The organism is Chloroflexus islandicus, from assembly GCF_001650695.1.
GTDB classification, from domain to species: domain Bacteria; phylum Chloroflexota; class Chloroflexia; order Chloroflexales; family Chloroflexaceae; genus Chloroflexus; species Chloroflexus islandicus.
Genome location: NZ_LWQS01000032.1, coordinates 86,153 through 112,126, shown reverse-complemented (window position 1 = coordinate 112,126; position 25,974 = coordinate 86,153). Strand labels below are relative to the sequence as shown.

20 protein-coding genes are annotated in these 25,974 nt (G+C 60.5%); 9 read left to right on the top strand and 11 right to left on the bottom strand.

Going from position 1 to position 25,974, the window contains the following annotated elements; all coding sequences use genetic code 11:
- Window positions 1–46: 46 nt before the first annotated feature.
- Window positions 47–1,708, bottom strand: coding sequence for a DEAD/DEAH box helicase (locus A6A03_RS02245; protein WP_066783151.1), 1,662 nt, complete (start codon window positions 1,706–1,708; stop codon window positions 47–49).
- Window positions 1,709–1,948: 240 nt separating this feature from the next.
- On the opposite strand from A6A03_RS02245, the gene A6A03_RS02240 reads away from it, so the two are divergent.
- Window positions 1,949–3,271, top strand: coding sequence for a response regulator (locus A6A03_RS02240; RefSeq protein ID WP_066783150.1), 1,323 nt, complete (start codon window positions 1,949–1,951; stop codon window positions 3,269–3,271).
- 123 nt (window positions 3,272–3,394) lie between these two features.
- Complete coding sequence (gene tyrS / locus A6A03_RS02235; protein ID WP_066783149.1) at window positions 3,395–4,567, top strand: tyrosine--tRNA ligase; 1,173 nt, start codon at window positions 3,395–3,397, stop codon at window positions 4,565–4,567.
- 139 nt (window positions 4,568–4,706) lie between these two features.
- Here the strand turns inward: tyrS and A6A03_RS02230 are convergent, their stop codons facing one another.
- Window positions 4,707–5,348 carry a thiamine diphosphokinase gene (locus tag A6A03_RS02230; RefSeq protein ID WP_066783148.1) on the bottom strand — a complete coding sequence of 214 codons (642 nt, stop codon included), beginning with the start codon at window positions 5,346–5,348 and terminating at the stop codon, window positions 4,707–4,709.
- 64 nt (window positions 5,349–5,412) lie between these two features.
- Window positions 5,413–6,027, bottom strand: a complete 615-nt coding sequence (locus tag A6A03_RS02225; protein WP_245668764.1) for a LysE family translocator — start codon at window positions 6,025–6,027, stop codon at window positions 5,413–5,415.
- Between the two features lie 110 nt (window positions 6,028–6,137).
- Between A6A03_RS02225 and glgA the strand changes: the two genes are divergently transcribed.
- Complete coding sequence (gene glgA / locus A6A03_RS02220) at window positions 6,138–7,352, top strand: glycogen synthase (RefSeq protein ID WP_066783147.1); 1,215 nt, start codon at window positions 6,138–6,140, stop codon at window positions 7,350–7,352.
- A gap of 73 nt (window positions 7,353–7,425) precedes the next feature.
- Here the strand turns inward: glgA and A6A03_RS02215 are convergent, their stop codons facing one another.
- From A6A03_RS02215 to A6A03_RS02200, 4 genes are all read right to left on the bottom strand, one after another.
- Window positions 7,426–8,412 (bottom strand): ABC transporter permease, encoded by a 987-nt coding sequence (locus A6A03_RS02215; protein ID WP_066783145.1) that lies wholly within the window; start codon window positions 8,410–8,412, stop codon window positions 7,426–7,428.
- 24 nt (window positions 8,413–8,436) lie between these two features.
- Window positions 8,437–9,459 (bottom strand): ABC transporter permease, encoded by a 1,023-nt coding sequence (locus tag A6A03_RS02210; protein WP_066783143.1) that lies wholly within the window; start codon window positions 9,457–9,459, stop codon window positions 8,437–8,439.
- A 41-nt stretch (window positions 9,460–9,500) separates the two neighbouring features.
- Window positions 9,501–11,000: an ABC transporter ATP-binding protein gene (locus A6A03_RS02205; protein WP_066783141.1), complete on the bottom strand. Its 1,500-nt coding sequence runs from the start codon at window positions 10,998–11,000 to the stop codon at window positions 9,501–9,503.
- A 63-nt stretch (window positions 11,001–11,063) separates the two neighbouring features.
- Window positions 11,064–12,305: a BMP family lipoprotein gene (locus tag A6A03_RS02200; protein WP_066783139.1), complete on the bottom strand. Its 1,242-nt coding sequence runs from the start codon at window positions 12,303–12,305 to the stop codon at window positions 11,064–11,066.
- Between the two features lie 301 nt (window positions 12,306–12,606).
- Here A6A03_RS02200 and A6A03_RS02195 point away from each other — a divergent pair, with 301 nt between their 5' ends.
- The gene (locus tag A6A03_RS02195) at window positions 12,607–13,647 is read left to right on the top strand and encodes a hypothetical protein (protein ID WP_066783137.1); all 1,041 of its coding nucleotides are present in this window, start codon (window positions 12,607–12,609) and stop codon (window positions 13,645–13,647) included.
- A 69-nt stretch (window positions 13,648–13,716) separates the two neighbouring features.
- Window positions 13,717–15,231 (top strand): 4-alpha-glucanotransferase, encoded by a 1,515-nt coding sequence (malQ, locus tag A6A03_RS02190; RefSeq protein WP_066783135.1) that lies wholly within the window; start codon window positions 13,717–13,719, stop codon window positions 15,229–15,231.
- Here malQ and recF read toward each other — a convergent pair.
- Together recF and fni are read right to left on the bottom strand one after the other, a co-directional pair.
- The gene (recF, locus tag A6A03_RS02185) at window positions 15,213–16,391 is read right to left on the bottom strand and encodes a DNA replication/repair protein RecF (RefSeq protein WP_066783133.1); all 1,179 of its coding nucleotides are present in this window, start codon (window positions 16,389–16,391) and stop codon (window positions 15,213–15,215) included. The genes malQ and recF overlap by 19 nt on opposite strands.
- Window positions 16,392–16,404: 13 nt before the next feature.
- Window positions 16,405–17,445, bottom strand: coding sequence for a type 2 isopentenyl-diphosphate Delta-isomerase (gene fni / locus A6A03_RS02180; protein WP_066783131.1), 1,041 nt, complete (start codon window positions 17,443–17,445; stop codon window positions 16,405–16,407).
- A gap of 238 nt (window positions 17,446–17,683) precedes the next feature.
- On the opposite strand from fni, the gene A6A03_RS02175 reads away from it, so the two are divergent.
- The 3 genes from A6A03_RS02175 (at window position 17,684) to A6A03_RS02165 (ending at window position 21,401) form a co-directional block, all read left to right on the top strand.
- Window positions 17,684–19,060: an NAD(P)/FAD-dependent oxidoreductase gene (locus tag A6A03_RS02175; RefSeq protein ID WP_066783128.1), complete on the top strand. Its 1,377-nt coding sequence runs from the start codon at window positions 17,684–17,686 to the stop codon at window positions 19,058–19,060.
- Window positions 19,061–19,170: 110 nt separating this feature from the next.
- The gene (locus A6A03_RS02170; RefSeq protein ID WP_216636336.1) at window positions 19,171–20,094 is read left to right on the top strand and encodes a bstEII; all 924 of its coding nucleotides are present in this window, start codon (window positions 19,171–19,173) and stop codon (window positions 20,092–20,094) included.
- A gap of 11 nt (window positions 20,095–20,105) precedes the next feature.
- Window positions 20,106–21,401 carry a site-specific DNA-methyltransferase gene (locus A6A03_RS02165; protein ID WP_066783124.1) on the top strand — a complete coding sequence of 432 codons (1,296 nt, stop codon included), beginning with the start codon at window positions 20,106–20,108 and terminating at the stop codon, window positions 21,399–21,401.
- A gap of 33 nt (window positions 21,402–21,434) precedes the next feature.
- On the opposite strand, the gene A6A03_RS02160 is transcribed toward A6A03_RS02165, so the two are convergent.
- Window positions 21,435–22,832, bottom strand: a complete 1,398-nt coding sequence (locus A6A03_RS02160; protein ID WP_066783122.1) for a hypothetical protein — start codon at window positions 22,830–22,832, stop codon at window positions 21,435–21,437.
- A gap of 429 nt (window positions 22,833–23,261) precedes the next feature.
- On the opposite strand from A6A03_RS02160, the gene A6A03_RS02155 reads away from it, so the two are divergent.
- Window positions 23,262–24,485, top strand: a complete 1,224-nt coding sequence (locus A6A03_RS02155) for an ATP-binding protein (RefSeq protein ID WP_066783120.1) — start codon at window positions 23,262–23,264, stop codon at window positions 24,483–24,485.
- Between the two features lie 6 nt (window positions 24,486–24,491).
- Here the strand turns inward: A6A03_RS02155 and A6A03_RS02150 are convergent, their stop codons facing one another.
- Window positions 24,492–25,667, bottom strand: a complete 1,176-nt coding sequence (locus A6A03_RS02150; protein ID WP_066783118.1) for a serine hydrolase domain-containing protein — start codon at window positions 25,665–25,667, stop codon at window positions 24,492–24,494.
- Window positions 25,668–25,974: the final 307 nt, after the last annotated feature.

The window sequence follows — 25,974 nt, the reverse complement described above, 5'->3', positions numbered from 1 at the left end:
CATCGCTATGCCCCTACCCCGCCCCTACCCCACTTCTACCGCGCTCTTATGCCGCGACCGGCGTTTCATCGGCCAAGGTCGCGCGGACGCGCTGGCCACGCAGGCTCGTGCGGTTGAGGGCCTGCAATACGTGCCGGACAGCGCGGCGCGGCACTTCGACGAAGCTCGCGCGCGCGCGCACCTCGATCGCGCCAATGCTGCGACCGGGCACCCCCGCCTCGTTTGCAATCGCGCCGACAATATCGGCGGGGCGCACCTGATCGTTGCGGCCAAGGTTGATCTGAATGCGCGCCATCCCCTGCTCACCGCGACTAGACCGCTCAGCGGCTTCGCCGCGCTTGGCCCGCGGCGCGCGTTCGGTGCGTTCGGAACGTTCGGCCCGCTCAGGCCGGGCAGGCTCGAGGCGGGTAATGGTATCAACCTGCTCAGTCTCAGCTTCGTTGAGCAGCAATTTGATCGCTGCGGCAGCTATGGCGCGCAGATCGTGGGTAGCGGCCAGCTCATCAACCAGCGCCGTATAGCTGTCAAGACCGGGGGTTGCCATCGCCTCGCGCAACTGATCGCGGAGGGCAGCGCGGCGGCGGGCAGCCACATCGGCGAGGGTCGGCATAGCGCGCCGCTCAATGCGCGTGCGCGTTAACCGCTCGATGGTTTGCAGCATCCGGCGCTCACGCGGCGTAATAAAGGTGATCGCCACCCCATCGCGCCCGGCCCGGCCCGTGCGGCCAATCCGGTGGACGTAACTTTCGGGATCGGTCGGCACATCGTAATTGATAACGTGGCTCACTTCGGCGATATCAAGGCCGCGCGCAGCGACATCGGTCGCGACCAGCACATCGAGCTGGCCCTCGCGAAACCGGCGCATCACCCGATCGCGCACCGCTTGGCTGAGATCGCCGTGGAGCGACTCGGCGGCATAGCCGCGCCCTTGCAGCCGTTCGCCAATATCGTCGGCCTCTTGGCGGGTGCGGCAGAAGACGATCGCCAACTGCGGCATCTCGGCGTCGAGCACCCGGCACAGCGCATCGAGCTTATCGCGGGCCAGCACCTCGTAATAGAGCTGGCGAATGCGCGGCGCCGCCAATTGCTCAGCCGCAATGCTCACCCGTACCGGCTGGCGCGTGTAGCGCAAGGTCAGATTCTGCACGGCGGGGGGCAAGGTCGCCGAGAAGAGCGCCGTCTGCCGCTCGGCGGGAACCAGTTGCAGGATCGCCTCAAGCTCCTCGGCGAAACCCATATCGAGCATCTCGTCGGCCTCGTCGAGCACGACCATCCGGAGCTGGTCAAAGCGGAGCGAGCCGCGGCGGAGATGATCGAGCACCCGGCCCGGCGTACCGACCACAATTTGCACCCCTTGCGCCAACCCGCGCAACTGCCGTTCGATCGGCTGGCCGCCGTAAATCGGCAATACCCGCAGCGCCCGATGGCGGCCATAGCGATGGATCGCCTCGGCCACCTGTACGGCCAGCTCGCGCGTCGGCGCTAATACCAGCGCCTGCACGGCGAGATCATCAGTCACCCGTTCAATCATAGGCAGCGCAAACGCTGCCGTCTTCCCAGTGCCGGTCTGGGCCTGAGCGATCACATCGCGACCGGCAAGTAACAGTGGAATGGTCTGTGCCTGAATGGGGGTCGGTTCGTCATAGCCCAACCCGCTCAAGGTAGCGATCAGCGCATCGCTCAGGCCCAACTCAGCAAACGTCGTCATGGTGTTCCGTTTCACAAATACAATCATGTTGCGGCATAAAATACGCCGCACAAGATTAATATTATAGCATAAATCTCGTTCTTGAGAAGCCCCTTTCGGTGCAAGATAAGGTGCATATCGCAAAGATAAGATCTTCACGCCGCTTGGCTGAGTGTGGTATGCTATAAACGCTGAACGAGGAATTATTTTTCAAGCATCTTCCGGTAGATGCTTTTGCGAGCAATGCAGTGGGGGCGTGACATGACAGCACCGGCCCGAATCCTCGTTGCCGAAGACGAACCGGATGTCGGCATGCTCCTGCAGGAGATGCTGGCTGGTGAGGGTTACGATGTGCAGCTTGTCACGAACGGCGACCAATTGGTGCGGCGTGCGCAGGAGCAACCGCCGGATCTGATCATCGCCGACTTGCTCATGCCCCTGATGGATGGGCTGGAAGCGATTCGCCAGTTGCGCAATGATACCCGCACTGCCCACCTGCCGATGCTCATCCTGACGGCGGTTGGCGAGTCGGCGCGCGTTGTGGAAGGGTTGGAAACCGGCGCTGACGACTACATTGTCAAGCCGTATGACCGTGAGGTGTTACTGGCGCGGGTGCGTTCGCACCTTCGCCGGGCAGCGCAATTGCCGACCCGCAATCCGCTGACCGGCCTGCCCGGCAATGTCGCAATTCAGGCCGAGATCAGCCGCCAACTCGAACAGCAGAGCGTATTTGCCTTGATGTATGTCGATCTCGACAATTTCAAAGCGTTCAACGATGTCTACGGGTTTGCCCGCGGTGATCGGGCGATCCATCTGTTAGCCAGCGTCTTGCAAGAGCAGATTGATCCCGGTGATTTTCTTGGCCACATCGGCGGCGATGACTTTGTCATCCTGCATTTCGGCGCTGATCCCGAAGCGTTGTGCCAGCGCATCATCCGGGTCTTTGATGAACGAATCCGTTCCCTTTACGATGAAGCCGACTTGCAGCGCGGGTATCTGATCGCGACCGATCGCTACGGCGTGCCGCGCCAGTTTGGCATTATCAGCCTGTCAATCGCCGTCGTGACGACCTATCTGCGTTCGTTTGCCACGGTTGATGAGATGAGCCGGGTTGCGGCTGAACTCAAGCAGGCGGCCAAGCAGGTTTCTGGCAGCAGTTACAAGATCGACCGGCGGAGCGACATCACCCCGGCCAGTCCGCTTACCGATCGGCGCAGCGGCAATTCGCCCGATGCCCTGATTGTGTGCCGGAATGAAGTTGCGCGGGCCGCGATTGTCGCTACGCTGAATGTGCGCGGCTACCGGTTGCTGATCGCCGATACTGAGGTTGCGGCCCAAGGCTTGCTGGCCCATCATCCGCATCCTTGTCTCGTGGTGGCCGAAGTGATTGATGCGGCCTCCCTCGCCCTCTGGCAACAACTCAACCATAGCGCCCCGCTGATCGCACTCGTGCATGATCAAGCTGCTGCTGCCGCGGCCCGTGCCGCCGGCGCTGTGGCGGTCGTATGGTTGGGCAATAATCCACTTGATCTCTCCGATCAGTTGCAAACTGCATTGACCGCCTTAGCCAGCGATCCGGAATGACGCGCTTGACACTAGTCCGCTCGCCTGTTAGCATGCACGGCGTTTGAGCGACTGGAAGCGCGTATCGTTGTATCCTCGCAGCGACGTTGCCGGGCAATGTCGCTGCCATTGGGAGCGTTGAGCATGGATGTGTCCGAACTGCTGAGTCGCGGCGTTGCCGAAGTCATTGTCGAAAGCGAATTACGCGCTCGCCTGCAAAGCGGGACGCCGCTGCGCCTGAAACAAGGGTTCGATCCGACCAAGCCCGATATGCACATCGGGCACGCGGTGGGTCTGCGCAAATTACGCGCCTTTCAAGAGTTGGGCCATCAGGTGGTGTTGATCGTCGGCGACTGGACGGCGCAGATTGGCGATCCGAGCGGGCGTGATGAAACGCGCACCCGCTTATCGGCGGCTGAGGTGCGCGCCAACGCCGAGACCTACATGGAGCAGTTTTTCCGGGTGGTTGACCGCCAACGCACCGAGGTGCGCTGGCAGAGCGAATGGTTTGGCCAGTTTACGCTGGAAAACGCGCTCGATTTGGCCGGACGCTTCACGCTGGCCCAGATGCTGTCACACGAGACCTTCCGCAAACGCTACGAGACCGGCGCGCCGCTGACGATTCTCGAACTGATGTACCCGATGCTGCAAGCCTACGACTCGGTCGCGATTAAGGCCGATGTCGAGTTTGGCGGCACTGACCAGAAGTTTAACATTCTGGCCGGGCGCGAACTGATGGCGCAGTTGGGCATGACGCCGCAGCAGGTCTTCCTCGTGCCGCTCATTCCCGGCACCGACGGGCGCAAGATGTCGAAGACGTTTAACAATACCGTCGATATTCGCATGCCGCCCGCCGAGATGTACGGTCGTATTATGTCAATGAGTGACGAGGTGTTGCCACTCTATTTTGAAGTGCTGACCGACGTGCCGATGGCCGAGGTTCACGAGATGAAGACGGCCATGGCAGCCGGGCAGGTCAATCCCCGCGATCTCAAGATGCGGCTGGCGCGCGAGATTGTGGCCCAGTTCCACGACCCGGCGGCGGCAGCGGCAGCCGAAGCGGCGTTCATCCGCCAGTTTGTCGAACGCGAGTTGCCGGAAGATATTCCGAACTTTGCCCTTGAAGCGCCCGCCGGAATCGTCGAGGTGCTGGTTGCTGCCGGCCTTGCGCCGAGCAAGAGCGAAGCGCGCCGCTTGATCGACGGCGGCGGCGTGCGGGTCGATGGCGAGCGGGTGGATGGGTATACGCTGACCCTCAACCCCGGCGCGAACGTGGTGGTGCAGGTGGGCCGGCGCAAGTTTGTGCGCGTGGTGTAGGAGTGCCGCACGGCGGTGCGGCTCCGCACGGCGGTGCGGCTTCCAGCCTACCCAACGGTGCAACGCATTGTTGGCAGCGCAGGAAAGTGCGCCGCCTACCCCGCACGGCGGTGCGGCTATCGCGCCCAATGGTTCGTCTTCAAAGTGCGCGCGCCGTCCACACGATCAGCAGCGCCCCATCACCCACCTGCACCCGCGCCGGAGTCGCGGTGATCACGTTACTGACGCCGCGCGCCCGATCGTGCAGCAACGAGCCGTTGCGTAGAGGGTACGCTAAGCCTTCGGTGGTGATGCCGTGCGCATCGCCGCCGAACGGCAGCAGCGAGACGGTATCGCCAATCGCGCCGGGAATGAAACTCTCGTCGCGCACGAGCCAGATCTGTTGCGGATGATCGATCAGCCGCACCTGCCGCTCACGCAGCTCAGCCATCCCTAACAACGACACATTGGCCAACGACTGATCCCACCTCCCGCCGAGCGCGCCGATGATGTCGATCCGGCTCGCGCCGAGGTTCACCGCTGCGAGTAACGCCAATTCTAAATCGGTCTCATCTTTGTCAGGACGGTGGCGCTCAATTGCCACCCCCTGCGCTTGATACGCCGCTAAGGCCTCGGCAGCGATCGAATCGAGGTCGCCGATCAGCAGGTACGGCGTATAGCCGTGGGCAAAGAGCGCCGTGCCGCCGCCATCAGCGGCGATCACCCGATCGGCAGCCGCTAGCAGATGCCGGTACGGCGACAGATCAAGTCCCGGCGCATTCGCAACAATCACAACGTACATCGCTCTCAACCTTGCCTCGTATGGGCACAGCGCCGCTGTGCCCCCGCAGCGGCGCTGCGCCCCGTTATCCAACAAACAACGCCGCCACCCCAAACCCGCCAATAATCAACCCCGACACCACATTGATCACCCGCAACATCGGCGGCGTGACGCGCCCACGCACGAACCCCACCCCGCCGCTCAGAATCGTCCACCAGAGCGCCGAGCCAATTGCCACCCCGGCCACCAAAGCCAAGCCAGCCAAGCCGCCGGCGCCGGCGCTCAGCCCAAGACCGGCGAAGATCACGGTAAAGATTAGGATCGTCGCCGGGTTGGTGAGGGTCAAGAAGAGGGTAGAGACATACGCGCCGAGCAGTCCTCGTTTGGTCGGTTCGGGTTGGGCGACAATCGGCTGCGGTCGCGCCAGCATCGTGGTCAGACCGATCCAGAGCAGCGCTACGCCACCCACGATACGCAAGATCGGGCTGATGCCAAGCAGCCACAGACTGAGCGCCTGCAAACCCAACGCCGCGATCGAACCATAGAGCGCATCAGCCGTCGCCGCACCCAACCCGCTGATAAACCCGGCGATCCGGCCATCGGTTATCGTCCGTCTAATACACAGCAGACCGATGGGGCCGACCGGCGCCGCGATCGCCAACCCAAACAGCACTCCGCGAATGAACAGTTCGATCATCATCTTCCCTTCTTTTTTGGCGCATTATACGCGATCAGGCCTGATTCGCTCGCGGCAAAAGGATGTATACTGAAGACACTGGTTCACCTTTGCACTAGTTCAAGAGGCTCGCTATGCCTGAACTGCGCCGCGTGGCGATCTTTACCAACGAATACCCGCCGTACATCTACGGCGGGGCCGGAGTTCATGTCGAATATCTGAGCCAAGCCCTTGCGCGAATTGTGCCGGTTGAGGTGCGCTGTTTCGGCGATCAGCGGGTTGATGATCCGAATCTGACTGTGCGTGGCTATCCGCGCTGGGAAGAGTCGCGCCAGAACACCGACCCGCGTTTCGCCAGCGCGGTCGATGCGGTGGCCCGTTCGCTGGCGATGGCGAAAGACACCCTTGATGCGAGCGTGGTGCATTGCCACACGTGGTATACCGATCTGGCCGGTCTTTTCGCCAGCAAGCTGTGGGGCATTCCGTATGTGCTGACGATTCACTCGCTCGAACCGCTGCGCCCGTGGAAGGTTGAGCAATTGGGCAACGCCTACCACCTCAGTTCGTGGATCGAGCGCACCGCGATCGAGCAGGCCAACGCGGTGGTGGCCGTCTCGCAAGAGACGCGGAATGATATTCTGCGGCTGTTTAACGTCGATCCGGCCCGCGTGCATGTTATCTACAACGGGATCGATCTGCACGAATACCGCAAAACGAGCGCGACTGATGCACTCGAACGGTACGGGGTCGATCCGGGCCGCCCGTTCGTGCTGTTTGTGGGGCGGATTACGCGCCAGAAGGGGATTATCCATCTGGTCAACGCTATCCCGCAGATCGATCCGGCGGCGCAGGTGGTGCTCTGCGCCGGCGCACCCGACACTAAAGAGATCGGGATTGAGATGGAGGAGCGGGTGGCGGCGGTGAGCGCGCAGCGGCCCGGCGTGATCTGGATCCGCGAGATGCTGCCGCGCCAAGACGTGATCCAGTTCTATTCGCACGCCGCGGTCTTCTGCTGCCCCAGCGTGTACGAGCCGTTTGGGATTATCAATCTGGAAGCGATGGCATGCGAGACAGCGGTAGTCGCTTCGGCGGTCGGCGGGATCAAAGAGGTGGTGGTACCGGAAGAGACTGGCTTGCTAGTTGACCCCAACCTCAAACCGGGCAGCTTCGATCCGGTCGATCCGGCAGCGTTTTCGTCCGAGCTGGCGGCGGCGATCAACCGGTTGCTGGCCGATCCGGCGTTGCGCGAACGATTCGGCCAAGCCGGCCGGCGGCGGGTCGAGCAGGTCTTTAGTTGGGATGCCATCGCGCAGCAGACGGTGGCGCTGTACCGGTCGTTGTTATCGTAACGCCGCACGGCCTGCGGCTGTACCAATTGGGTGAATGAACATTATGTAGAGCCGCACGGCCGTGCGGCTCCCATTATGGCCGTTCAAACGGTTGGCCGAGGGCGGCGGGGGCAGTGGCGCGCAGCCGGTTGATCGCGCCGAGCAATGGCCGTTGCCAGATCTGCGGCAAGGTCGCTACCCGGCGCATCGCTGCCGGTGACGAGGCCAGATTGACCAAGGCCAGCACGAAGATCATCAACACAAACGGAGCCACCTGCACGATTTGGGTAGGGATGTTCGGCAATGCGCTCTGCGAGCGGGTGGCGACAATCTCGAGCGCCGCGAAGAGATAGCATCCCAACGCCACCCGCCACGGTCGCCAGCCGCCGAAGATCACGATCGCCAGCACGATCCAGCCGGCGCCAAAGGTATGGCGGTAGCTCCAGCCTTGCTTGAGATCGAGCGAAAAGGCCGCGCCGGCAATGCCCACTAAGGCGCCGCCGGCGATCAATAGCGCATAACGCCAGCGGGTCACATCCACGCCACGGGCATACACTGCCGCTGGCCGCTCGCCGAGCGCGCGCACGATCAAGCCGAGCCGGGTGCCGTAGAGCAGATACGCCGTAGCCGGAATGATCAGAAAACTGGCGTAGATCACCGGATCGTGGCGAAAGAAGAGCGTCCCAACCACCGGCACATCGGCCAAAACCGGGATGGGCGTAAAGGGCACTGCCGGGCCGGGCACGCGCACGAACGGCGCTCCGAGAAACGACGAGAGATCGGTGCAGAGCAGCGCCAACACAAAGCCGACCGCCGTCTGTGACTGGCCGAGGGTCAGACTGAAGAGGCCGAGCACCGCGGCAACCGCAGCGCCGACCAGCGCCGCCGCCGCAAACCCCAACAGCAGATTGCCGGTGGTCAGCGCCACCGCAAAACCAGTCATCGCGGCTAACAGCATCGTCCCATCGAGCGAGAGGTTAATCACACCAGCCCGCTCGCTGAGCGTCTCACCCATCGCGGCGATGACCAGCGGCGAGGCAGCGGCTAGCACAGCGGCGAGATCGATCCAGAGTTGATCCATAGCGAACCTACGATGATGTGACGGTTAACGCACCCGCGCGCGGGCAACCAACGCAAACAGCACCAGCGCCCCTTGCAAGACCCCGGCAATTGCGCTATCAATCCCTAACGTCAACGGCAATTGAATGCTGCCGACGGTAAAGGAAGCGAAGGCGACTGCAATCGGCAACAGCCAGCGCGGATCGGCCCGCGCCAACAGCGCCACCAGCAAGCCCAGCAACCCAATTCCGCTCGAAATATTGGGGATCAGCGCGTGATGCACGGCCACGACCTGCAACATTCCAGCGATGCCGGCCAAGGCGCCGCAAGCGGCCAACGTTTCGGCCATGCGGCGGAAGGCAGCCACCCCCAACCTCCCAGCCGCCGCCGGATTGAGGCCCACCGCGCGCACCTCTAACCCCCAGCGCGTTTTGGTCAATGCCCACCAAACGATCGCCAATGCCAGCAGTGCAATCACTGGCGCAGCAGGCGCCAAGCGCAGCCGGTCGATCGTCGGCAGCCAGAGGTCGCGCGGCAGCAGATCGGTGCCCGACAACGAGGCCGAGGTCTGCCGTCGCCATGGCCCCAACACCATATAGAGCGCCAGCCCGCTGGCGAGAAAATTCATACCCAAGCCGGCAAAAATCTCGCTAACGTTGGCATACCGGCGCAAGGCGCCGATCAGCAAAGCCCACAACGCGCCGCCAGCGGCGCCGCTCAGGCCAGCCAGCAGCCAGAGCAGCAATGGCGGCCAATCAGGCCAGAGGCGCAACGGCACCATCGCCGCAATCGCGCCGGCGATCATCTGCCCCTCGACGCCGAGATTGTACAGGCCGCCGGCAAAGGTGATGCTCAGCCCAACCGCGCACAACAACAGCGGCGCAGCCAGCATGATCATATCGCTCAGCCGCACCGGTGTGCTGAATGCGCCAAACAACACGAGGCGATACGCCTCTAACGGCGAGACGCCGGTGCTGAGCAAGGCTAGCGTGGTGAGGGCAAAGGCGGCAACCAAGGCTAGCAAGGGCCGGGTGAGGTTAGCCGCCAATTTCAACCGATCTGTCCGCATGTCGTCACGTCCGTAGCAATGTATGCCTGCTTACCGCACAGCTATCGCACCACATCCACCAGCGCATCAAAGCCAACCCCGCCGATCAACTCGGCCAAGCGGCTCGCCGAGAGCAGCGCGCGCGGTATCGGCGGCCCGATCCGGCCGGCAAAACAGACGATCACCTCGTCGCTGTATTCCATAATCTCATCGAGATCGGGCGAAGAGAAGATGATACAACAGCCATCATCACGGCGCGCCTGCAACCGGCTCCAAATCGCGCGCGCCGAGGCGACATCAAGACCGCGAGTCGGTTGCTCGGCCAGAATGCCGCGCGCAGTGGACGGAATGAGGGCGAGCATCGCCCGCTGCTGATTACCGCCAGAAAGGGAGGCAATTGGTGTCACCGGCGTCGCCTTGATCTGATACTCGGCAATCGCCTGCCGGGCCAGCTCTTCGGCGCGGCGGCGATCGACCAGCAACCCGTTGCGTTGCAACAAGGCGAAGTGATCAGCCAACGACAAGGCCCCGATCATGCCATCGTGCAACCGGTCAGCCGGCAGATATTCGACCCCAGCTTGGCGAAACGCGATCGATCCTGCGCCGGTTAGATCACGTCCATTCACCAACACTTGCCCATGATCGGGCGCTTGCTGGCCGGCCAGCAGGCGCAGCAACACTTGCTGGCCGCTGCCATCGAGACCGGCTAAGCCGATAATCCGCCCGGCGGCAAAGCGGTGGTTCAGATCGACCAAGTGCAAAGCGCCGCTACGGGCCGTGACGTGGCGCAACTCCCAGACTGGCGGCGCATCAATGGCCGGCAAGGGGCGATAGATCGGCGGCGCAGCGCCAGACTCGCCAAACATCAACGACAGCAGATACTCTTGGGGTTGCGGCATCGGCAACTGGCCGGGAGGCACGACGTGACCGTTACGCAAGACGGTCACGGTATGGCACAGCTCTGCCACCTCTTCCAGCTTATGCGACACAAACAGCACGGTGCGGCCTTCAGCGGCGATCTGGCGCAACGCCGCAAACAAGGCCCGCGCCTGCGCTGCTGTAATGCCGGTGGTTGGCTCATCGAGAATCAACACCTGCGCACCGCACAACAGCAGGCGCATAATTTCAACTTGTTGGCGCTGGCCAATCGTCAACTGGTCGAGCCGCGCCGCCGGATCAACCGGAAACCCCAACCGTCCGGCCAGCTCAAGCAGCGCCGTCTGCGCGGCGCGGCGCGAACGAAACACCCCCGGCGGCGCCGCGCAGAGCAGATTTTCCAGCACGGTGAATGCCGGAATATCGAGCGGCTCTTGCTGCACCATGCCCACACCGGCTGCCAGCGCATCACCCGGCCCGCGCAGACGGCGGGGAGCATCGTTAAACACGATCCGCCCTTCGTCAGGCTGAATGTAGCCAGACAACAGCTTCATCAGCGTGCTCTTGCCGGCGCCATTCTCGCCTAGCACGCCGTGGATCTGGCCGGCGGCGAAGGAAACCGTCAACCGGTCGTTTGCGCAAACCGGGCCAAACCGTTTGGTCAGGTTTTCAACCGCGATATGCATGATTTCGTCAAAATAATTGGTAGAGACGGACGGCCGTCCGTCTCTACCAATTATTATTTGTTTTTACGGCGCGCTTTGACCCTCGATCCCGGCCAGCAACTGCTGGGTATACCAAATCGTTTTGTCGTCGGCGACCTGCCCTTCCGGCACGAACACGGTGCCATCCTGATAGAACAGCGGGCCGGTGAACAGGTTCAGGCTGCCGTCAGCCAGCTTGGCGATAAACTCGTCGAGCTTGGCCGCATTCTCGGCGCTGAGGGCAGGGCCTTTGACAAACCCGATCATGCTGGTATCAGGATCGTTGATATTGCTCCAATTCGGCCCCGTCCACTCCCATGCCGGTTCCCACTTGCCGGCGCGGGCCAGCTCGACCAGCCGCTTGTAGTCAGGCCCCCAGTTGAAATAGGGCACACCGAGACACACCGCCTCACCTTGCGCACAGGCGCCGGCAAAATCGTACGGAACGGCAAACACCCGCTTGCCGGCTTGAGTCGCCTTATTCGCTTCGACAATCCCCTCGGTGGTGTCGATGCCAGAGAGGATCACATCATAGCCCTCGTTGATGAAATCGTTCGCCACCTTGGTGGGGTCGAGGGTCACGCCGGGGATGTTGAACCAGAAACCGATCCACGTCACCTTAAACGCCAGCTCGCTGGCCGGGCGGCCACGGTAGGTTTCCCAGCAATAGCGCGCACCGAGGTAGGTCGAGTTGACCAAGCGGCGGGTTTCAGGGTCGATCAGCGGGCCGAGGTACGCCAGCTTGCCGGCTTCGGTGGTCAGAGCTGCTGCGCAACCGGCGATCATCTTGCCATACTCCATACGGCCCATCAGATTGCGCACGTTCGGCGGCGCTTCGCCGGTCAGCACCTTATCGCCGGAGGCATGGATAAAGAACACATCAGGATGCGCCGCCGCCGCGATATTGGTGCCATCGGCGAACTCAGCCGAGTTGGTGATGATCAACTTCGCCCCTTGCCCGATCAGTTCTTCGATTGCCTGCTCGACCTTGACATTCGGACGATCAGCCGGATTGACCTTGTCAATGTAGATGAACTTGACGCCGGGGACGTGCTCGACCACATACTGCGCGCCCTCGTAATGGGCCTGATTCCAGCCGCCGTCATTGATCGGCCCCACCAGCACCATACCGAAGGTAAACTCTTCGGCGGGTGCTGCCGGCGCCGTCGTTGGTTCAGCAGCGGGGGCAGCAGTCGGCTGAGCAGCCGGCTGCGTGCCGCATGCCGTCAGGATCAGGCTGATCAGCGTGAGGACCAACACCAGCCAACGGACAGAACGGTTTCTCATCGGTCGACTCCTTGGTAGCATCTGCAAACCTTGCACCATAACAACGAAGCGGCGCAACTGATGACAGTAGCGGTCATCGCTGCGCCGAGACGGTTTTGCGCAGATTCGCACCTCAGACGGGGAGGGCTCCCTGCCGGCTGCGTTGCCGATCAGGACGCTATCTGGAGCGCCCGATTACGGGGCGAGTATAGCCGAGATAGCCGTGGCTGTCAATTTGAGCCAGCATGCCATCTCTAGGCGAACCGTGAAGCCTGTGCTATACTAGCGCTATCTGCAACCCTTCACGAAGAAAGGGCCGCTTATGAATAGCCGCTTGCTGATTCTTGCGGTCCTGCTGTGCATCTTTCGTATCCCATCAACGCCTGTGCATGCAGCCGGCCCAATTTGTTTCGAGGATGTTGCGGAGTGTGTCGATGCGCGCTTTGTCGATTTTTGGCAGCGCAACGATCGCCATGCGATCAGTGGGCAGAGCGGCAATGCCGCGCGCATCTTTGGCTACCCGATCGGGCCGGCGCGGATCGAGGCAGTTGATGGCGTCGCCGTCTTAGCCCAACCCTTCGAGCGCGTCATTATGCAGCAGCCGTTGGGAAATACCGATCCGGCCAACATCACGCTCCAAACGACCGGCTGGGAACGGCTCACTCAACTGAACCGCGTCCCTACCCTGCCAGTTAAACCGCCAAAGTTCGTACCGCCGGATTGCCGGCTCTTTGCTGAGACCGGTTTTACCCTCTGCGGCGATTTCCGTACCTTTTGGGAAAGCAATGGTCTCAATCTTGACAACAAACGAGGATACACGGATGCCGAACGGATCGCACTGTTTGGGTTGCCGATCAGCGACGTTAGTCGCGAACCGGCGGCTGATGGCAGCACGAACCGCTACCTTACCCAATGGTTCGAGCGCGCCCGCTTACAAATCGACGGTGTGACCCGACAAATCATTGTAACGCCATTAGGCCGTGAGGTCACGAGTAATCGCGCCAATCCGCCGCCGTTGCCGCGCAATCTGGGGGTGATAGTCAATCCGGCAACGCTCACTGCGGGAAGCGCGCTTGCTGCGCGCGGCAGCGGCTATAGCCACGACCGCTGGGTCAGCGTCACCGTGTTTCGTGCTGACGGCAGTAGTGTACTGGTTGCTGAGCGGGTCGATCTGACAAATGGCGGCTTCACCGAGACCTACTGTTACCTCACGCCAGCCGATGCGATGCCCGGCATTTGGGCAATTGCCTTTGATGGCGTTGATAGCGGACGGCGCACCATCGGCTTTTTCCGCGTGGTGGCAACCGGTGAACCAAACCGTGCCTGTCCTGAGCTGATCACGCCCGTGCCGCGCAGCAGGTGATATTGATTGCATCTGCAACGGTATGCTACAATACCGGCTAGTTCGTTCTTCAGGTATTGGGGTACCGTTATGCAACTGCCACGCGCAAGCGGCATTTTGCTCCATCCCTCATCGCTCCCCGGCCCATGGGGTATCGGCGATCTGGGACCGATGGCGTACCGGTTTGTCGATTTTTTGGCGGCAGCGGGGCAAACCCTCTGGCAGGTGTTGCCGCTCGGCCCGACCGGTTACGGTGATTCGCCCTATCAGTGCTTTTCGGCCTTTGCCGGCAATCCATTGCTGATTAACATCGATGACCTGATCGATCACGGTTTGCTGACCTCAGCCGAAGCGCGCGCGGCGCTCGGCGGCTTGCCGGGCGATCGGGTGGATTTCGGCGCGCTGATCCCGGCCAAGCAAGCGTTATTGCGCAGCAGCTTCGAGCGGTTCCGCAGCGGGCAAGGCACCCGCTTCCACCAAGCATACACCGCCTTCTGCGCCGCGAATGGCGAATGGCTGGACGATTACGCTCTGTTTATGGCGATCAAAGAGGCGCAGGGTGGTGGGAGCTGGCACGACTGGCGACCCGAACTACGCGACCGGCATCCAGCGGCGCTGGAGTGTATGCGCCGCGAGCTGGCCGGCGCGATTGAGTATCATCAGTACGTGCAGTTTCTCTTCTTTCGCCAATGGCAGGCGCTGAAGGAGTATGCCAATCAGCGCGAGGTGCTGATTATCGGCGATGCACCGATCTTCGTCGCCGACGATAGCGCCGATGTGTGGGCCAACCGCGAGCTCTTTTTTGTCGATAGCAGCGGGATGCCAACCGTGGTGGCCGGTGTGCCGCCGGATTATTTCAGCGCCACCGGCCAACGTTGGGGCAATCCGCTCTACCGCTGGGAGAAGATGGCCGCAACCGGGTATCGCTGGTGGGTGGCGCGCATGCGGCAGTCCTTCACGCTGTATGACGTGCTGCGCCTCGACCATTTTCGCGGCTTTGAAGCCTACTGGGAGGTGCCGGCCAGCGCGCCGACGGCGGTCGAAGGCCGCTGGGCGCCGGGGCCGGGAGCTGACCTGTTCAAGACCTTACAGGCTGAATTGGGGGATCTGCCAATCATTGCCGAAGATCTTGGCCTGATTACGCCGGAAGTTGACGAGCTGCGACTCGCTTTTGATCTGCCCGGTATGAAGGTCTTGCAATTTGCGTTCGGCGATGACGCGACCAATCCGTACTTGCCGCATAACTACACCGCGAATTATGTCGTCTATACCGGCACCCACGATAACGATACCAGTGTGGGTTGGTTTGCCACGCTCGATGCCAACACTCGCGCCGCCGTGCTGACCTACCTTGGCCGCGATGAGCAGACGGTGGATATTGCGTGGGATCTGATGCGGCTGGGGTTGATGTCGGTCGCCAACTACGCGATTACGCCGCTGCAAGATGTGTTGCGGCTCGGCTCAGAGGCGCGCATGAATACTCCCGGCCGGTTAGGCGGTAATTGGGCATGGCGCTGCCCGGCAGAAGCCTTGAGCGAGGAGTTAGCCCGCCAATTGCGCCAGCTCACCCGCGCCTACGGGAGGCTTCAGCCGGCAAAGACCTGACCGTCTTCGATGCGAAAGCGGCGGGCAGCGGCGAGAAAATCGGCGCTGAAATCGCTCAGATCGGTGGCGGTGAGCAAGGTCTGCTGGCCGGGACGCTGGATCAGGTCGAGGAGATGCGCGCGGCGTTGGGCATCGAGTTCGCTCAACACATCATCGAGTAGCAACACCGGCGCATCGCCGCCGCGCTGGCGCATCAACTCGGCCTCACCGATCTTGAGCGCCAGCGCGATCGAGCGTTGCTGGCCGCGCGATCCATACCGGCCTAGATCGATCCCGGCGACACGGAAGATCAGATCGTCGCGGTGCGGGCCGCAGAGGGTCTGGCCACGAGCAATCTCATCGGCGCGCTGAGCTGTGAACGCGCGCCGCAGCCGCTCGGCCAAGCCGCCGGCATCACGCGCCTCCCCCAGATCGCAACTCGCTTCATATTCGATCTGCACCTCGTGCTCGCCGCCGCTGATCGCGCGGTAGAGCGGGCCGGCCAAGGCGCCCAATTCAACCACGGCCCGCAACCGCTCGGCTAACAGATAGCCGCCAGCCGCGGCCAGTTCCTGATCCCAAAAGGCTAATTCGGCATCAACATTGCGCGGCAGCCGGCGTTGTTCGCGCCATGCGCGCAGCAGACTGTTGCGCTGGAGCAGAATCTTTTGGTAGTGGGCCAAGGTGCGCACATAGTGCGGATCGAGCTGCGAGAGAGTTATGTCAAGATAACGCCGCCGTTCGGCGGGCGGGCCGTCAACCAGCGTCAGATCGGCGGGAGTAAACAGCACCACCCGCAACTGGCCAATCAGATCAAGCGCCCGCGCCGGGCGCTTATCGATCCGCACCAACTTCTGCGCGCCATTGACCGGCTGGCCCTCATCATCGGTGCGGCGCTGCACCAGCACCTCCAGCCGCACCGGCCCGATCCGGCGTTCCACCTCGGCGGCAATCCGGGCAAACGGCGGCGTCCCCGCTTCGCCGACCGCATCCCACCGTACCAATTCCCGATCGCTGCTGAGCCGGGGCGAACGAGTCGTGGCGAGATAAAAGATCGCTTCGAGCAGGCTGGTCTTGCCGGCAGCGTTGGGGCCGTACAAGAGAATCGTCGCCGGCGGCAAGGCCAAATCTTGCCGCCGGTAGTTGCGGAAATCGCGCAAAGCCAGATGATGGACGTACATACGCAGAAGCGGGCTACACCCGCGCACCGAGGCGCAAATCGCGCAGAGCGCGCAGATTGGCGCAGCCGCTACAGAACATCGCGACCCGCAGCTCGCGAATAAATGCGCTCAGACCTTCGACCACCGCTTCAGCGCCGCGCTCGTTGATCGCATCGAACAGGGCCGGACGGGCAGTGCCGGCCAGATCGGCCCCTAACGCAATCGCTTTGGCGACATCAACGCCGCTGCGCACCCCGCCAGAAGCGATCAGGGTCACATCGGGCAGGGCCGCGCGCACCTCGCGCACGCACTCGGTGGTGGGCAACCCCCAGTCGGCAAACGCACCCGCCACCCGGCGGCCAGTATCGTTGGGTTGGCGGAAGCGTTCCACCTCGCTCCAACTGGTGCCACCAGCGCCAGCCACATCGATAATCCGCACGCCAACCTCGTAGAGCCGGATCGCGTCGGCTGCGCCGATCCCGTTGCCGACCTCTTTCACGATTACCGGCACTTCCAGCCGGCGGCAGACCTCTTCGATCTTGGCCAGCAACCCTTTGAAATTGACGTCACCTTCCGGCTGCACCGCTTCTTGCAGCGGATTGAGGTGCAAAATCAGCGCGTCAGCCTCGATCATTTCGACCGCGCGGCGGCAATGATCGACGGTAAAGCCGTAGTTGAGCTGCACGGCGCCGACATTGGCTAGCAGCGGGATGCGCGGCGCGACCCGGCGCACCTGATAGGTGCTGGCGAGACGCGGATCCATCACCGCGGCGCGTTGCGAGCCGACTCCCATCGGCAGACCGAGATGCTCGGCGGCTTCGGCTAGCGCAAGGTTGATCTTCTCGGCGCTGGAGGTGCCGCCAGTCATTGAGCTGATCAGCAACGGCGCAGCGATCGGCTTGCCGAGAAAGATGGTGCGAGTGTCAACCTCGTTGAGATCGAGTTCGGGCAGCGCGCGGTGAGGCAGGCGATAGGCGGCGAAACCGGTGACGACACCCTTGGCAGCGACATCTTCGTTTAGCACAATCCAAATGTGATCAACTTTGCGCGATTCGGTTTTGTCATCACCGGGCATAGGGAACTCCTGAGGCAAACAAGGGGGAAGGAAACCGGCAATTTCACCCCTTTAGATCGATCATACCAACAAACAAGAGGTGCGTCAAACGAGGGAGTGGGGAGTTGGGAGTAGGGAGTTGGGAGTAGGGTACGGATGAGTACGGTTTAGGTGAAGACGCTCAGGTTGGCCATGGCGTTATTTCGGCTACAATAGCATCAGTGTCTTGCTATCGTTACGTCATCATCGTGAGGGGAATATGGCGGCTACAGCCACCGTTGTCATCTGTGGGGCGGGGATTGCCGGGGTTGCGCTGGCCCATCAGTTAGCGGTGACGCATGGCTGGCGCGATGTGGTACTGGTGGAAGCCGGCGATCCGCTGGCGCTGACCAGCGATAAATCGACCGAATGTTACCGCAACTGGTGGCCGGATGCGGCAATGGTGGGGTTGATGAACCGCAGCATCGACCGGATCGAGGAGTGGGCGCTCGCGAGCGCGAACCGCATCCGGCTCAACCGGCGCGGCTACCTCTACGCAACGGCCGATGAGCGGCGAGTCGCGCAGTGGCAAGCTCAAGCCGAGCAGGCAGCACGCCATGGAGCTGGCCCATTCCGCATCCACGATCGCGCCGATGCCGATTACCAACCCGCCAGTGGGCACGACTGGCGCGCCGCGCCGGATGGCGCTGATTTGCTGCTCGATCCTGAGCTGATCCGGCGGCATTTCCCCTCCCTCAATCCGGCCACGGTGGCCGTATTGCATACCCGGCGCTGCGGCTGGCTGAGTGCGCAACAACTTGGGACGATGTTGCTGGAAGAGGCGCGCGCCGCCGGGGTGACGCTCGTGCGCGGGCAGGTGACGGCGGTGGCACAGACCGGCGGACGGGTTAACGGCGTCACTATCGCCACTGCCGGCGGCACCCAGCAGATCGCCACCCCGCGCTTCGTGAACGCCGCCGGCCCGCACCTAGCCGCCGTTGGTGAACTGCTTGGCGTTGAACTACCAGTGCATAATCAGCTTCACCTCAAAGCCGCCTTCGCTGACCCGTTGGGGGTCGTACCGCGCACCGCGCCGCTGCTGATCTGGGCCGATCCGGTGCAACTCGACTGGAGTGCGGACGAACGGGACGAACTGCTGGCCGATCCGGCGACGGCGTGGCTGGCCGGCCCGCTGCCGGCGGGGGTGCATTGCCGGCCCGAAGGCGAAGGCAACAGCCAACAGGTGCTGGTGCTCTGGGACTACCACCCGCACGATCCGGATCTGCGCGCGGCGCGCTTCCCCCTACCGCTCGACGACAGCTTCTTCGAGATCGCGCTGCGCGGCATGGCAACGATGCTGCCCGGCTTGCGCGCCTACCGCGACCGGCTGCCGCGGGCCTATCTCGACGGCGGCTACTACACCTGCACACCGGAAAACCGGCCCCTGATCGGGCCGCTGCCGGTCGAAGGGGCCTTCGTCATTGGGGCGCTAGCCGGCTACGGGATTATGGCTGCCGCTGCTGCCGCCGAACTCCTCGCAGCGCACATGACCGGCGCGCCGCTACCCGCTTACGCCGCCGCCTTCCACCCGGCCCGCTACGCCGACCCAGCCTACCGGGCGCAACTGGCGCACTGGGGCGAGACCGGGCAGTTGTGAGATAAGGCAATAGCGCCTATTGCCGATATATCAGAGCAACATTTGACATTGTCGCCCCCTTTCGGCTATGATTGTTCTACAGATGTAGAACATAGGTTCAAAAATATATTATGTCAATCAATATGGAATATCCTACCGAGCCAGACACATCTCAACGCGCTAAGCGCTTCGCAGATTATAAATCAGAAGCAAGTCTCTGGATAACACTAGCGACCGGAGATTATTATCCAGACATATTACAAGACGCACGCAATCTCTACAGTCCAGTTATTCAACTATTTGGACAACTTCTCAAACAATCCGCTTCATCGCAAGAGCTGCTCCTAAGAATTAGTGAGATTAGCCAAACTTGGATGCGTATTCAGCTTCTCAGAGTCTTCCGAAAATATGTTAGCCCTTCTGTTCCAGTTGAAATGACGAAACGAAAATCAGGTATACTACAAATAATTCAAACCTTTGGCTCACAGTTTCGCCCAATTCCAGAAGTGCAAAAAGCATACAACTCACGCCCGACTCCCGATGAAGCGCTATGTGCATTACTATGGGAATACAAGGATCGCGGAAAGAAGGGATACGATTTAACCGAACGATTTTTCGAGCTATTCCGCGCACGTTTTCCCGACCTGATCATCGAAGGCCCAATCCGAGCAGGGCGCGATACTCTGATGGGTGAAATCTTTCCTAACTATCCTAATCCTACCCGCCCAATCGATTTTGTGATATACGAACAAGGGAAGACATCAATTTTAGCAATTGGGCTAGCTCGTTATGACTCTGATCGGGGAGGGGCGCAGGAAGATGATCGGCCCGGCCAATATCGCAGCACAATTGATGAAGTGCTCAATTATGCACATTCACACCAATTAAATATAAAAGTCATTCTGTTGAATGATGGGCCGGGTTTATTATTAGGATCAATGTGGGATGATTACAGCAAGCTTGAAGATAGTTACCCTAATAAAGTCATGGTTTTAACCTTGCGCATGGTTCCTGAACGGCTACAGCTTGCATGGCTGCATACACGTACATCGTAGAGGATCGCATTATGGCTCCCGGTGTTTCAAAAACAAAATGGCATGGAAACGGCTCTTCATTTCACCCGGAAACGCCATCCACATCACCCGACGTAACTCTGTGCTATGAAGGCAAACGTGATGAAGCCGAAATTTTAAGTACGCCCCCAGCGCTCACTCGTCCAATTTGGGGTGATGAGCAGGCATGTAATCACCTGTACTACGGTGATAATTTGCCAATTCTTGCCCAATTCCTACAGAACCCATCATTGTGTGGCAAAGTGCGCCTCATCTACATTGACCCGCCATTCGCAACCAAGAGCGTCTTTAAATCCCGCTCGCAACGCGATGCATACCAAGATTTGCTAGCCGGCGCACATTATATTGAATTCTTACGCCAACGTTTGATATTCCTCCGTGAACTCCTTGCCGATGATGGTTCTATTTATGTTCATCTTGATGAAAATATGGCTTTCCATGTCAAAGTGATCATGGATGAAATCTTTGGAAAAAGCAACTTCCGCAATTGGATAACTCGTAAAAAATGTAATCCTAAGAATTACACTCGCAAAACGTACGGCAATATCTCTGATTACATCCTGTTCTACACGAAATCAGACCATTATGTCTGGAATCGTCCAGTTCAACCGTGGACAGACGAGGCGGCGCAACGAGAATACCAGTACATCGAAGAAGCGACCGGACGCCGGTACAAAAAGGTTCCGCTGCATGCTCCCGGCGTGCGCCACGGCGAGACCGGCAAACCATGGCGTGGTATGTTGCCGCCACCCGGCAAACATTGGCAGTTTACACCGCAAACGCTCGATGAAATGGATGCACGAGGTGAAATTTATTGGTCGCCAAATGGCAACCCCCGTCGAAAGGTGTATTTAGATGAAAGTGCGGGAATACCAGTGCAAGATATTTGGCTCGATTTCAAAGACGCACATAACCAGAATATCAAAATAACCGGTTATCCTACTGAAAAGAATGCGGATATGCTCAACCTTATTATCCGCGCTTCGTCTCATCCGGGAGATATTGTGTTCGATTGTTTTGCCGGATCAGGCACGACACTCGAAGTTGCATCCCAACTAGGACGGTCGTGGATCGGGATCGACAATAGTCCAGAAGCGATTCGCACCACCTTATATCGCTTCGCTCATGGCACAAAACCAATGGGAGATTTTGTTAAGAACTCGACCACACAGCAAAACCAGCCGAACTTAGGTCTCTTTCGCATTACTGATTTTGCGCTGCACGTTAGCGAACCGTATAGCGGCGACATCGATGAGCTGATTGTTCAGTGGCAAGGCTGGCTTCAATAGATGCTGAACACGACCGTAGCGTCAACGGCAACACTACGGGTAAACCGGTATCAGACTCAAACCATCCCAACCCATTGCGGCTAGCCACTCACCGGTTGGATTCCATGCGAGTCGCGCACCCCACGAGCCTAGCCCGAACACGTCACTGGGCAAGATCCGCGCTGATGCGCCGGTTGCCGCCTCGACGACAAACAGGCCGGTGGCTGGCCTATCGCCAGTGTGGTTAACAAACGCCAGCGCAGTGACGTAACGGCTATCCGGCGACCATGCCAGATCGGTCACGCTCTGCCGGTAATACGGCGGCACTGCATCGCCTAAGCTGAGCGTATATCGCTCACGGGCAACAATATTCAGCACGATCAGATCGGTATGGTGATACGGCAATTGGAAATCAGTGGTTGAAATGATCGCCACATAGTTCCCATCCGGACTCCACTGGGCCATAAACGGCCATGGCGGCACAAGCATCGCTTCAGCTTTATAGTCTTCGCTATCGATCAATTCAACTTCACATGCTTGGCCGGTTTGGGTGTTCAACAAGAATGTCCAGTATTGGGAATAGATGAGCAGTTTCACCCCATCAGGATGCCATGCCAGCTTAAAGAGCGGCGCTTCGCTGCGGATAGCCCATTCAAGATCAGGCTTAGACGATATGAATGACGAAAGGTGGAACGATGCTGGTTGGCTGGCATTCAGGTGCGCATCGTAGATGTAGGGTTGCAACGGATCGGTGCGCAAGAAGTACCACAAGCGCTGTCCATCCGGTTCTGCCGCGAAGGTGCGTTCGGTGGCGAGGATATCTGAGGCGACAACCAGTGTCTGGGCCGAATCGATAAAGGTGACGTAGAGATCGGTGCGATTGCGAATCACACCCGCGCTATCAGTCCCTTGCGGCACAGATACGGCATAGGCGATCGCGCGCGCGCTAGCTAGCCACACCGGCTGGGTTAAGGCGCTCTGCGCAACATATAAGTGCATATCACCGGTGAAAAGGTTCAAGGCATAAAACGACATCTGGGCAGACGCAGGCGGTTCGCGGGAAACGAGCAGTTGCTGGGCATCGAGCCAGCCGGCAATGCCGCTGACCGGCGCTTGCACCGCTTGGGACGGGCCAAAGCGATCGATCACGCTGCTGGCTATGCCGGCGGTATCTGGTGCGCGTTCGGTAAAATCGCACACCGGGAGCGACGGTCGTGCGATTGGTGTCGCCGTGAACGGCGGATACGACGACTCACTCGTGGGTGCAGACTCAAGTGGTGATGGATAAGGCTTGGCGGGCGATGGCTCAACAACCGGATACGCTGTTGCTGCTCCCGGCGAGAGTTGGATCGTTGCCGGCGCACCGCCAAAGGTCACAAACAGGATCACAGTGAGCACACCCACGATCACCACACCGGCGAGCAGTTCCACCGCACTTGCGAGCCGCTTCATGGTTTACCTCTGTTTGTCCTTGCGAGGGCGCGCAGCGCCCGAAGCAAGCGCCTACTTCGGTGAGAACTGTGCGGACAGGCATCGCTCCCGCTCTCGTAGGGGATTGCTTCGCCGCGCGGGGCAATGCAACGCATTGCCCCTACGCGGCTCGCAATGACAGGCGGAAAGCGGGGCGTACCCTCTGTCATTGCGAGGGCGCGCAGCGCCCGAAGCAAGCTCCCGCTTCAGCGAAAGCAACCTCTGTAGGCACAGCTCCCGCTCGCGCAGGGGATGGCTCACAACGTCGTTCGATATTGTTACGTTGTTTAAACAGCTCCCGCTCGCGCAGGGGATGGCTTTAACTCTGCTTCATGATACCCCGTTCTCTTGACGAACACACTCCTCTCCGGCTATCATGCAATTAGGATGCAGATTAGCCGAAAATGTCACATGTACATTCCCCGCACGCTCGAAGTGCATCTAGCGGCAGCTAGCCAACACTTTCCTGTGGTGTTGCTGACCGGTGCGCGACAGGTGGGCAAGACGACGCTGCTGCGCCACGCAAGCCAACCAGATCGTGGGTACGTGACGCTTGATGACCCCCTTGTCTTGCAATTAGCGCGCAGTGATCCGGCGCTGTTTTTGCAGCGTTTTCCGCCGCCAGTGTTGATCGATGAGATCCAATATGCCCCCGGTTTGCTCCCCTTGATCAAACTCGCTGTCGATCGCGCCGGTGCAAACGGACTGTTTTGGCTGACCGGTTCACAACAGTTTCACCTTATGCAAGGCGTATCCGAGTCGCTGGCGGGACGTGCAGCGGTGCTGCATTTGCTTGGCCTTTCGCGTTGGGAACGGCAAGGGCGCGGCTTGGAGTCAACGCCCTTTGTGCCGGCGCCTGCCGAGTTGTTGCGGCGTGCGCGCCTCTCGTCGCCGTTGAATCTCAAAGAACTGTATCGTCTGATCTGGCGTGGCTCATTACCGGCGATTGCGCTGCATGATGCGGTCGAACGCGATCTCTTCTATGGCTCATACGTCCAAACCTATCTCCAGCGCGACGTGCGCGATCTGGCGCGCGTTGGGGATGAGCTGGCCTTTTTGCGATTTGTGCGCGCGGTGGCTGCGCGCACAGCCCAATTGCTGAATCTGACCGCATTGGCGCGCGATGCTGATATCGCCCCGAATACCGCTAAACATTGGCTCTCGATCCTGCAAGCGGCGGGGATTGTCTATCTACTCGAACCGTATCATCAAAACGTGACCAAACGGTTGGTTAAAACTCCCAAACTCTATCTGCTCGACACCGGCCTTGCCGCCTATCTCACCGAATGGGCCAGTCCGGAAACGCTTGAAGCCGGCGCGATGGGCGACGCTATCTTTGAAACGTGGATCGTTGCCGAGATATTGAAGAGCTATTGGCATTCCGCCCGGCGGGCGCCGTTGTATTACTATCGCGATAAAGACCAGCGTGAAATTGATCTGATGATCGTGCAAGATGGGACGATTTATCCAATCGAGATTAAGAAGACGGCTTCCCCTCATGCGCGTGATGCCCAGCATTTCAGGGTGTTGAACAGCTTGGGTATGCCAGTGGGAACGGGAGGGATTATTTGCCTTGCCGAGCAATGCTTGCCCCTCACCGAAACGGTCTGGGTCATTCCGGCATGGGTGGTGTAGCCACGCTTACGGCAGCATCGCGCCGATGGTCGCGGCAATCGCGTCGGCGTTGGTGCGTTCCATATTGCTCAAAACAATCACCACGCTCTGGGTGTCGGGATAGTAAGCGAGGTGGGTGACGGCCCCCGACATAAAGCCGGGGTGGTAGATCACCTTGCGCCCGTTGCGATCTTCGATCTTCCAGCCGTAGCCGAAATTGTTGCGGACGGGGGTGTACATCTGGGAGAGTTCGGCGGCGGGTAACAGTTGCCCGCCGTTGAGTGCAGTGACAAACCGGTAGAGGTCTTCAACCGTTGAATAAAGGCCGCCGGCGCTGTAGAGATTGCTGGTGTCAATCGGAATCGCCCGTTCCGCCCCCGGCCCCAGATAGCCAACCGTACCGTTGAGCGCCGAGGCGTCGCCGCTGTCGTAGCCGCTGTTGGGCATGCCCGCTGGCGCGAAGATGTTGGTGCGGATGTAATCAGCGTAGGATTGGCCGCTCACTGCTTCGATCACTAACCCAAGCACCACATAGTTGGAATTGCCGTAGCGAAAGGCGCTGCCCGGCGCGAAGTCGAGCGGCAGGTTGCGGAACCGGGCCGCGAGCTGGGTTGGCGTGACCGGCGAACGTTCGAGTTGCTCGAAGTCGCGGAAGTCGGTGTAGTTCGGAATGCCAGCGGTATGGGTGAGGAGATGGTGGAGCGTGATCGGCTGCCATGCCGGCGGGCAGTCGGGCAGGTAGCGGCAGACCGATTCGTTGACGTTGAGTTTGCCCGCTGCTTGCAATTGCATAATCGCCAGCGCCGTGAACGGCTTGGTGATCGAAGCGAGGCGGAAGCGGGTCTGAGCCGTGTTGGGCAGATCGCGCTCGACGTTGGCCTGCCCGTAGCCGCGCGCTACCAAGATGCGCCCTTGCGTCGCCACCAGCACCGAGCCGCGAAATTGGCCTTTGTCGGTCAGATCGCGCAGGTAGAGGTCGATTTGGGTGGCGATATCAACCAAGCTCGGCGTTGGCGTCGGGCGCACTGGTTCCATGACCGCCACTAAGGGGGTGCTGGCCGGCAATGGCCGGTCGGGGGTAACGCTGGGCAAGATGGTCGGCTGCGGCCCCACCGGCGCCCACGCCGAGATGACCGGATCACGCTGGCCGCAGGCGGTCAGCGCGATGATGGCGAGGATAGAGACAGCAATCGTCAAGCGCATAGACATATCAAGACGCAAAGCGCGCAACGGCGCAGAGACGTTAAACGCAAAGACGCAAAGAGCACCAAGGGACGCAAAGGATTAGAATAACCCTCTGCGTACTCTGCGGCCTCAGCGGTAAATGTTCATTATTCCCCCACCCCAACCCTCCCCCGGAAGTTCAAGGGCGGACAGAACATCTGTCTGACACCCGGCCCTGAAGGGCCGGGCTTGGCTTACGAAGCCCGCTGCGCGGGCTGCTGGCCCTCACCCCCGGCCCCTCTCCCACTGGCGCGGGAGAGGGGAGCGGAGAGCCGAACTTGGAGTC

What these genes read in the sequence shown, in the direction of transcription:
- A6A03_RS02230 (WP_066783148.1), bottom strand. Translation starts at nt 5,348, where the DNA reads ATGTACGTTGTGATTGTTGCGAATGCGCCGGGACTTGATCTGTCGCCG.
- A6A03_RS02240 (WP_066783150.1), top strand. Translation starts at nt 1,949, where the DNA reads ATGACAGCACCGGCCCGAATCCTCGTTGCCGAAGACGAACCGGATGTC.
- tyrS (WP_066783149.1), top strand. Translation starts at nt 3,395, where the DNA reads ATGGATGTGTCCGAACTGCTGAGTCGCGGCGTTGCCGAAGTCATTGTC.
- A6A03_RS02210 (WP_066783143.1), bottom strand. Translation starts at nt 9,459, where the DNA reads ATGCGGACAGATCGGTTGAAATTGGCGGCTAACCTCACCCGGCCCTTG.
- A6A03_RS02225 (WP_245668764.1), bottom strand. Translation starts at nt 6,027, where the DNA reads ATGATGATCGAACTGTTCATTCGCGGAGTGCTGTTTGGGTTGGCGATC.
- A6A03_RS02215 (WP_066783145.1), bottom strand. Translation starts at nt 8,412, where the DNA reads ATGGATCAACTCTGGATCGATCTCGCCGCTGTGCTAGCCGCTGCCTCG.
- A6A03_RS02155 (WP_066783120.1), top strand. Translation starts at nt 23,262, where the DNA reads ATGTACATTCCCCGCACGCTCGAAGTGCATCTAGCGGCAGCTAGCCAA.
- A6A03_RS02160 (WP_066783122.1), bottom strand. Translation starts at nt 22,832, where the DNA reads ATGAAGCGGCTCGCAAGTGCGGTGGAACTGCTCGCCGGTGTGGTGATC.
- A6A03_RS02195 (WP_066783137.1), top strand. Translation starts at nt 12,607, where the DNA reads ATGAATAGCCGCTTGCTGATTCTTGCGGTCCTGCTGTGCATCTTTCGT.
- A6A03_RS02245 (WP_066783151.1), bottom strand. Translation starts at nt 1,708, where the DNA reads ATGACGACGTTTGCTGAGTTGGGCCTGAGCGATGCGCTGATCGCTACC.
- A6A03_RS02175 (WP_066783128.1), top strand. Translation starts at nt 17,684, where the DNA reads ATGGCGGCTACAGCCACCGTTGTCATCTGTGGGGCGGGGATTGCCGGG.
- glgA (WP_066783147.1), top strand. Translation starts at nt 6,138, where the DNA reads ATGCCTGAACTGCGCCGCGTGGCGATCTTTACCAACGAATACCCGCCG.
- fni (WP_066783131.1), bottom strand. Translation starts at nt 17,445, where the DNA reads ATGCCCGGTGATGACAAAACCGAATCGCGCAAAGTTGATCACATTTGG.
- malQ (WP_066783135.1), top strand. Translation starts at nt 13,717, where the DNA reads ATGCAACTGCCACGCGCAAGCGGCATTTTGCTCCATCCCTCATCGCTC.
- A6A03_RS02170 (WP_216636336.1), top strand. Translation starts at nt 19,171, where the DNA reads ATGTCAATCAATATGGAATATCCTACCGAGCCAGACACATCTCAACGC.
- A6A03_RS02205 (WP_066783141.1), bottom strand. Translation starts at nt 11,000, where the DNA reads ATGCATATCGCGGTTGAAAACCTGACCAAACGGTTTGGCCCGGTTTGC.
- A6A03_RS02150 (WP_066783118.1), bottom strand. Translation starts at nt 25,667, where the DNA reads ATGCGCTTGACGATTGCTGTCTCTATCCTCGCCATCATCGCGCTGACC.
- A6A03_RS02200 (WP_066783139.1), bottom strand. Translation starts at nt 12,305, where the DNA reads ATGAGAAACCGTTCTGTCCGTTGGCTGGTGTTGGTCCTCACGCTGATC.
- A6A03_RS02165 (WP_066783124.1), top strand. Translation starts at nt 20,106, where the DNA reads ATGGCTCCCGGTGTTTCAAAAACAAAATGGCATGGAAACGGCTCTTCA.
- recF (WP_066783133.1), bottom strand. Translation starts at nt 16,391, where the DNA reads ATGTACGTCCATCATCTGGCTTTGCGCGATTTCCGCAACTACCGGCGG.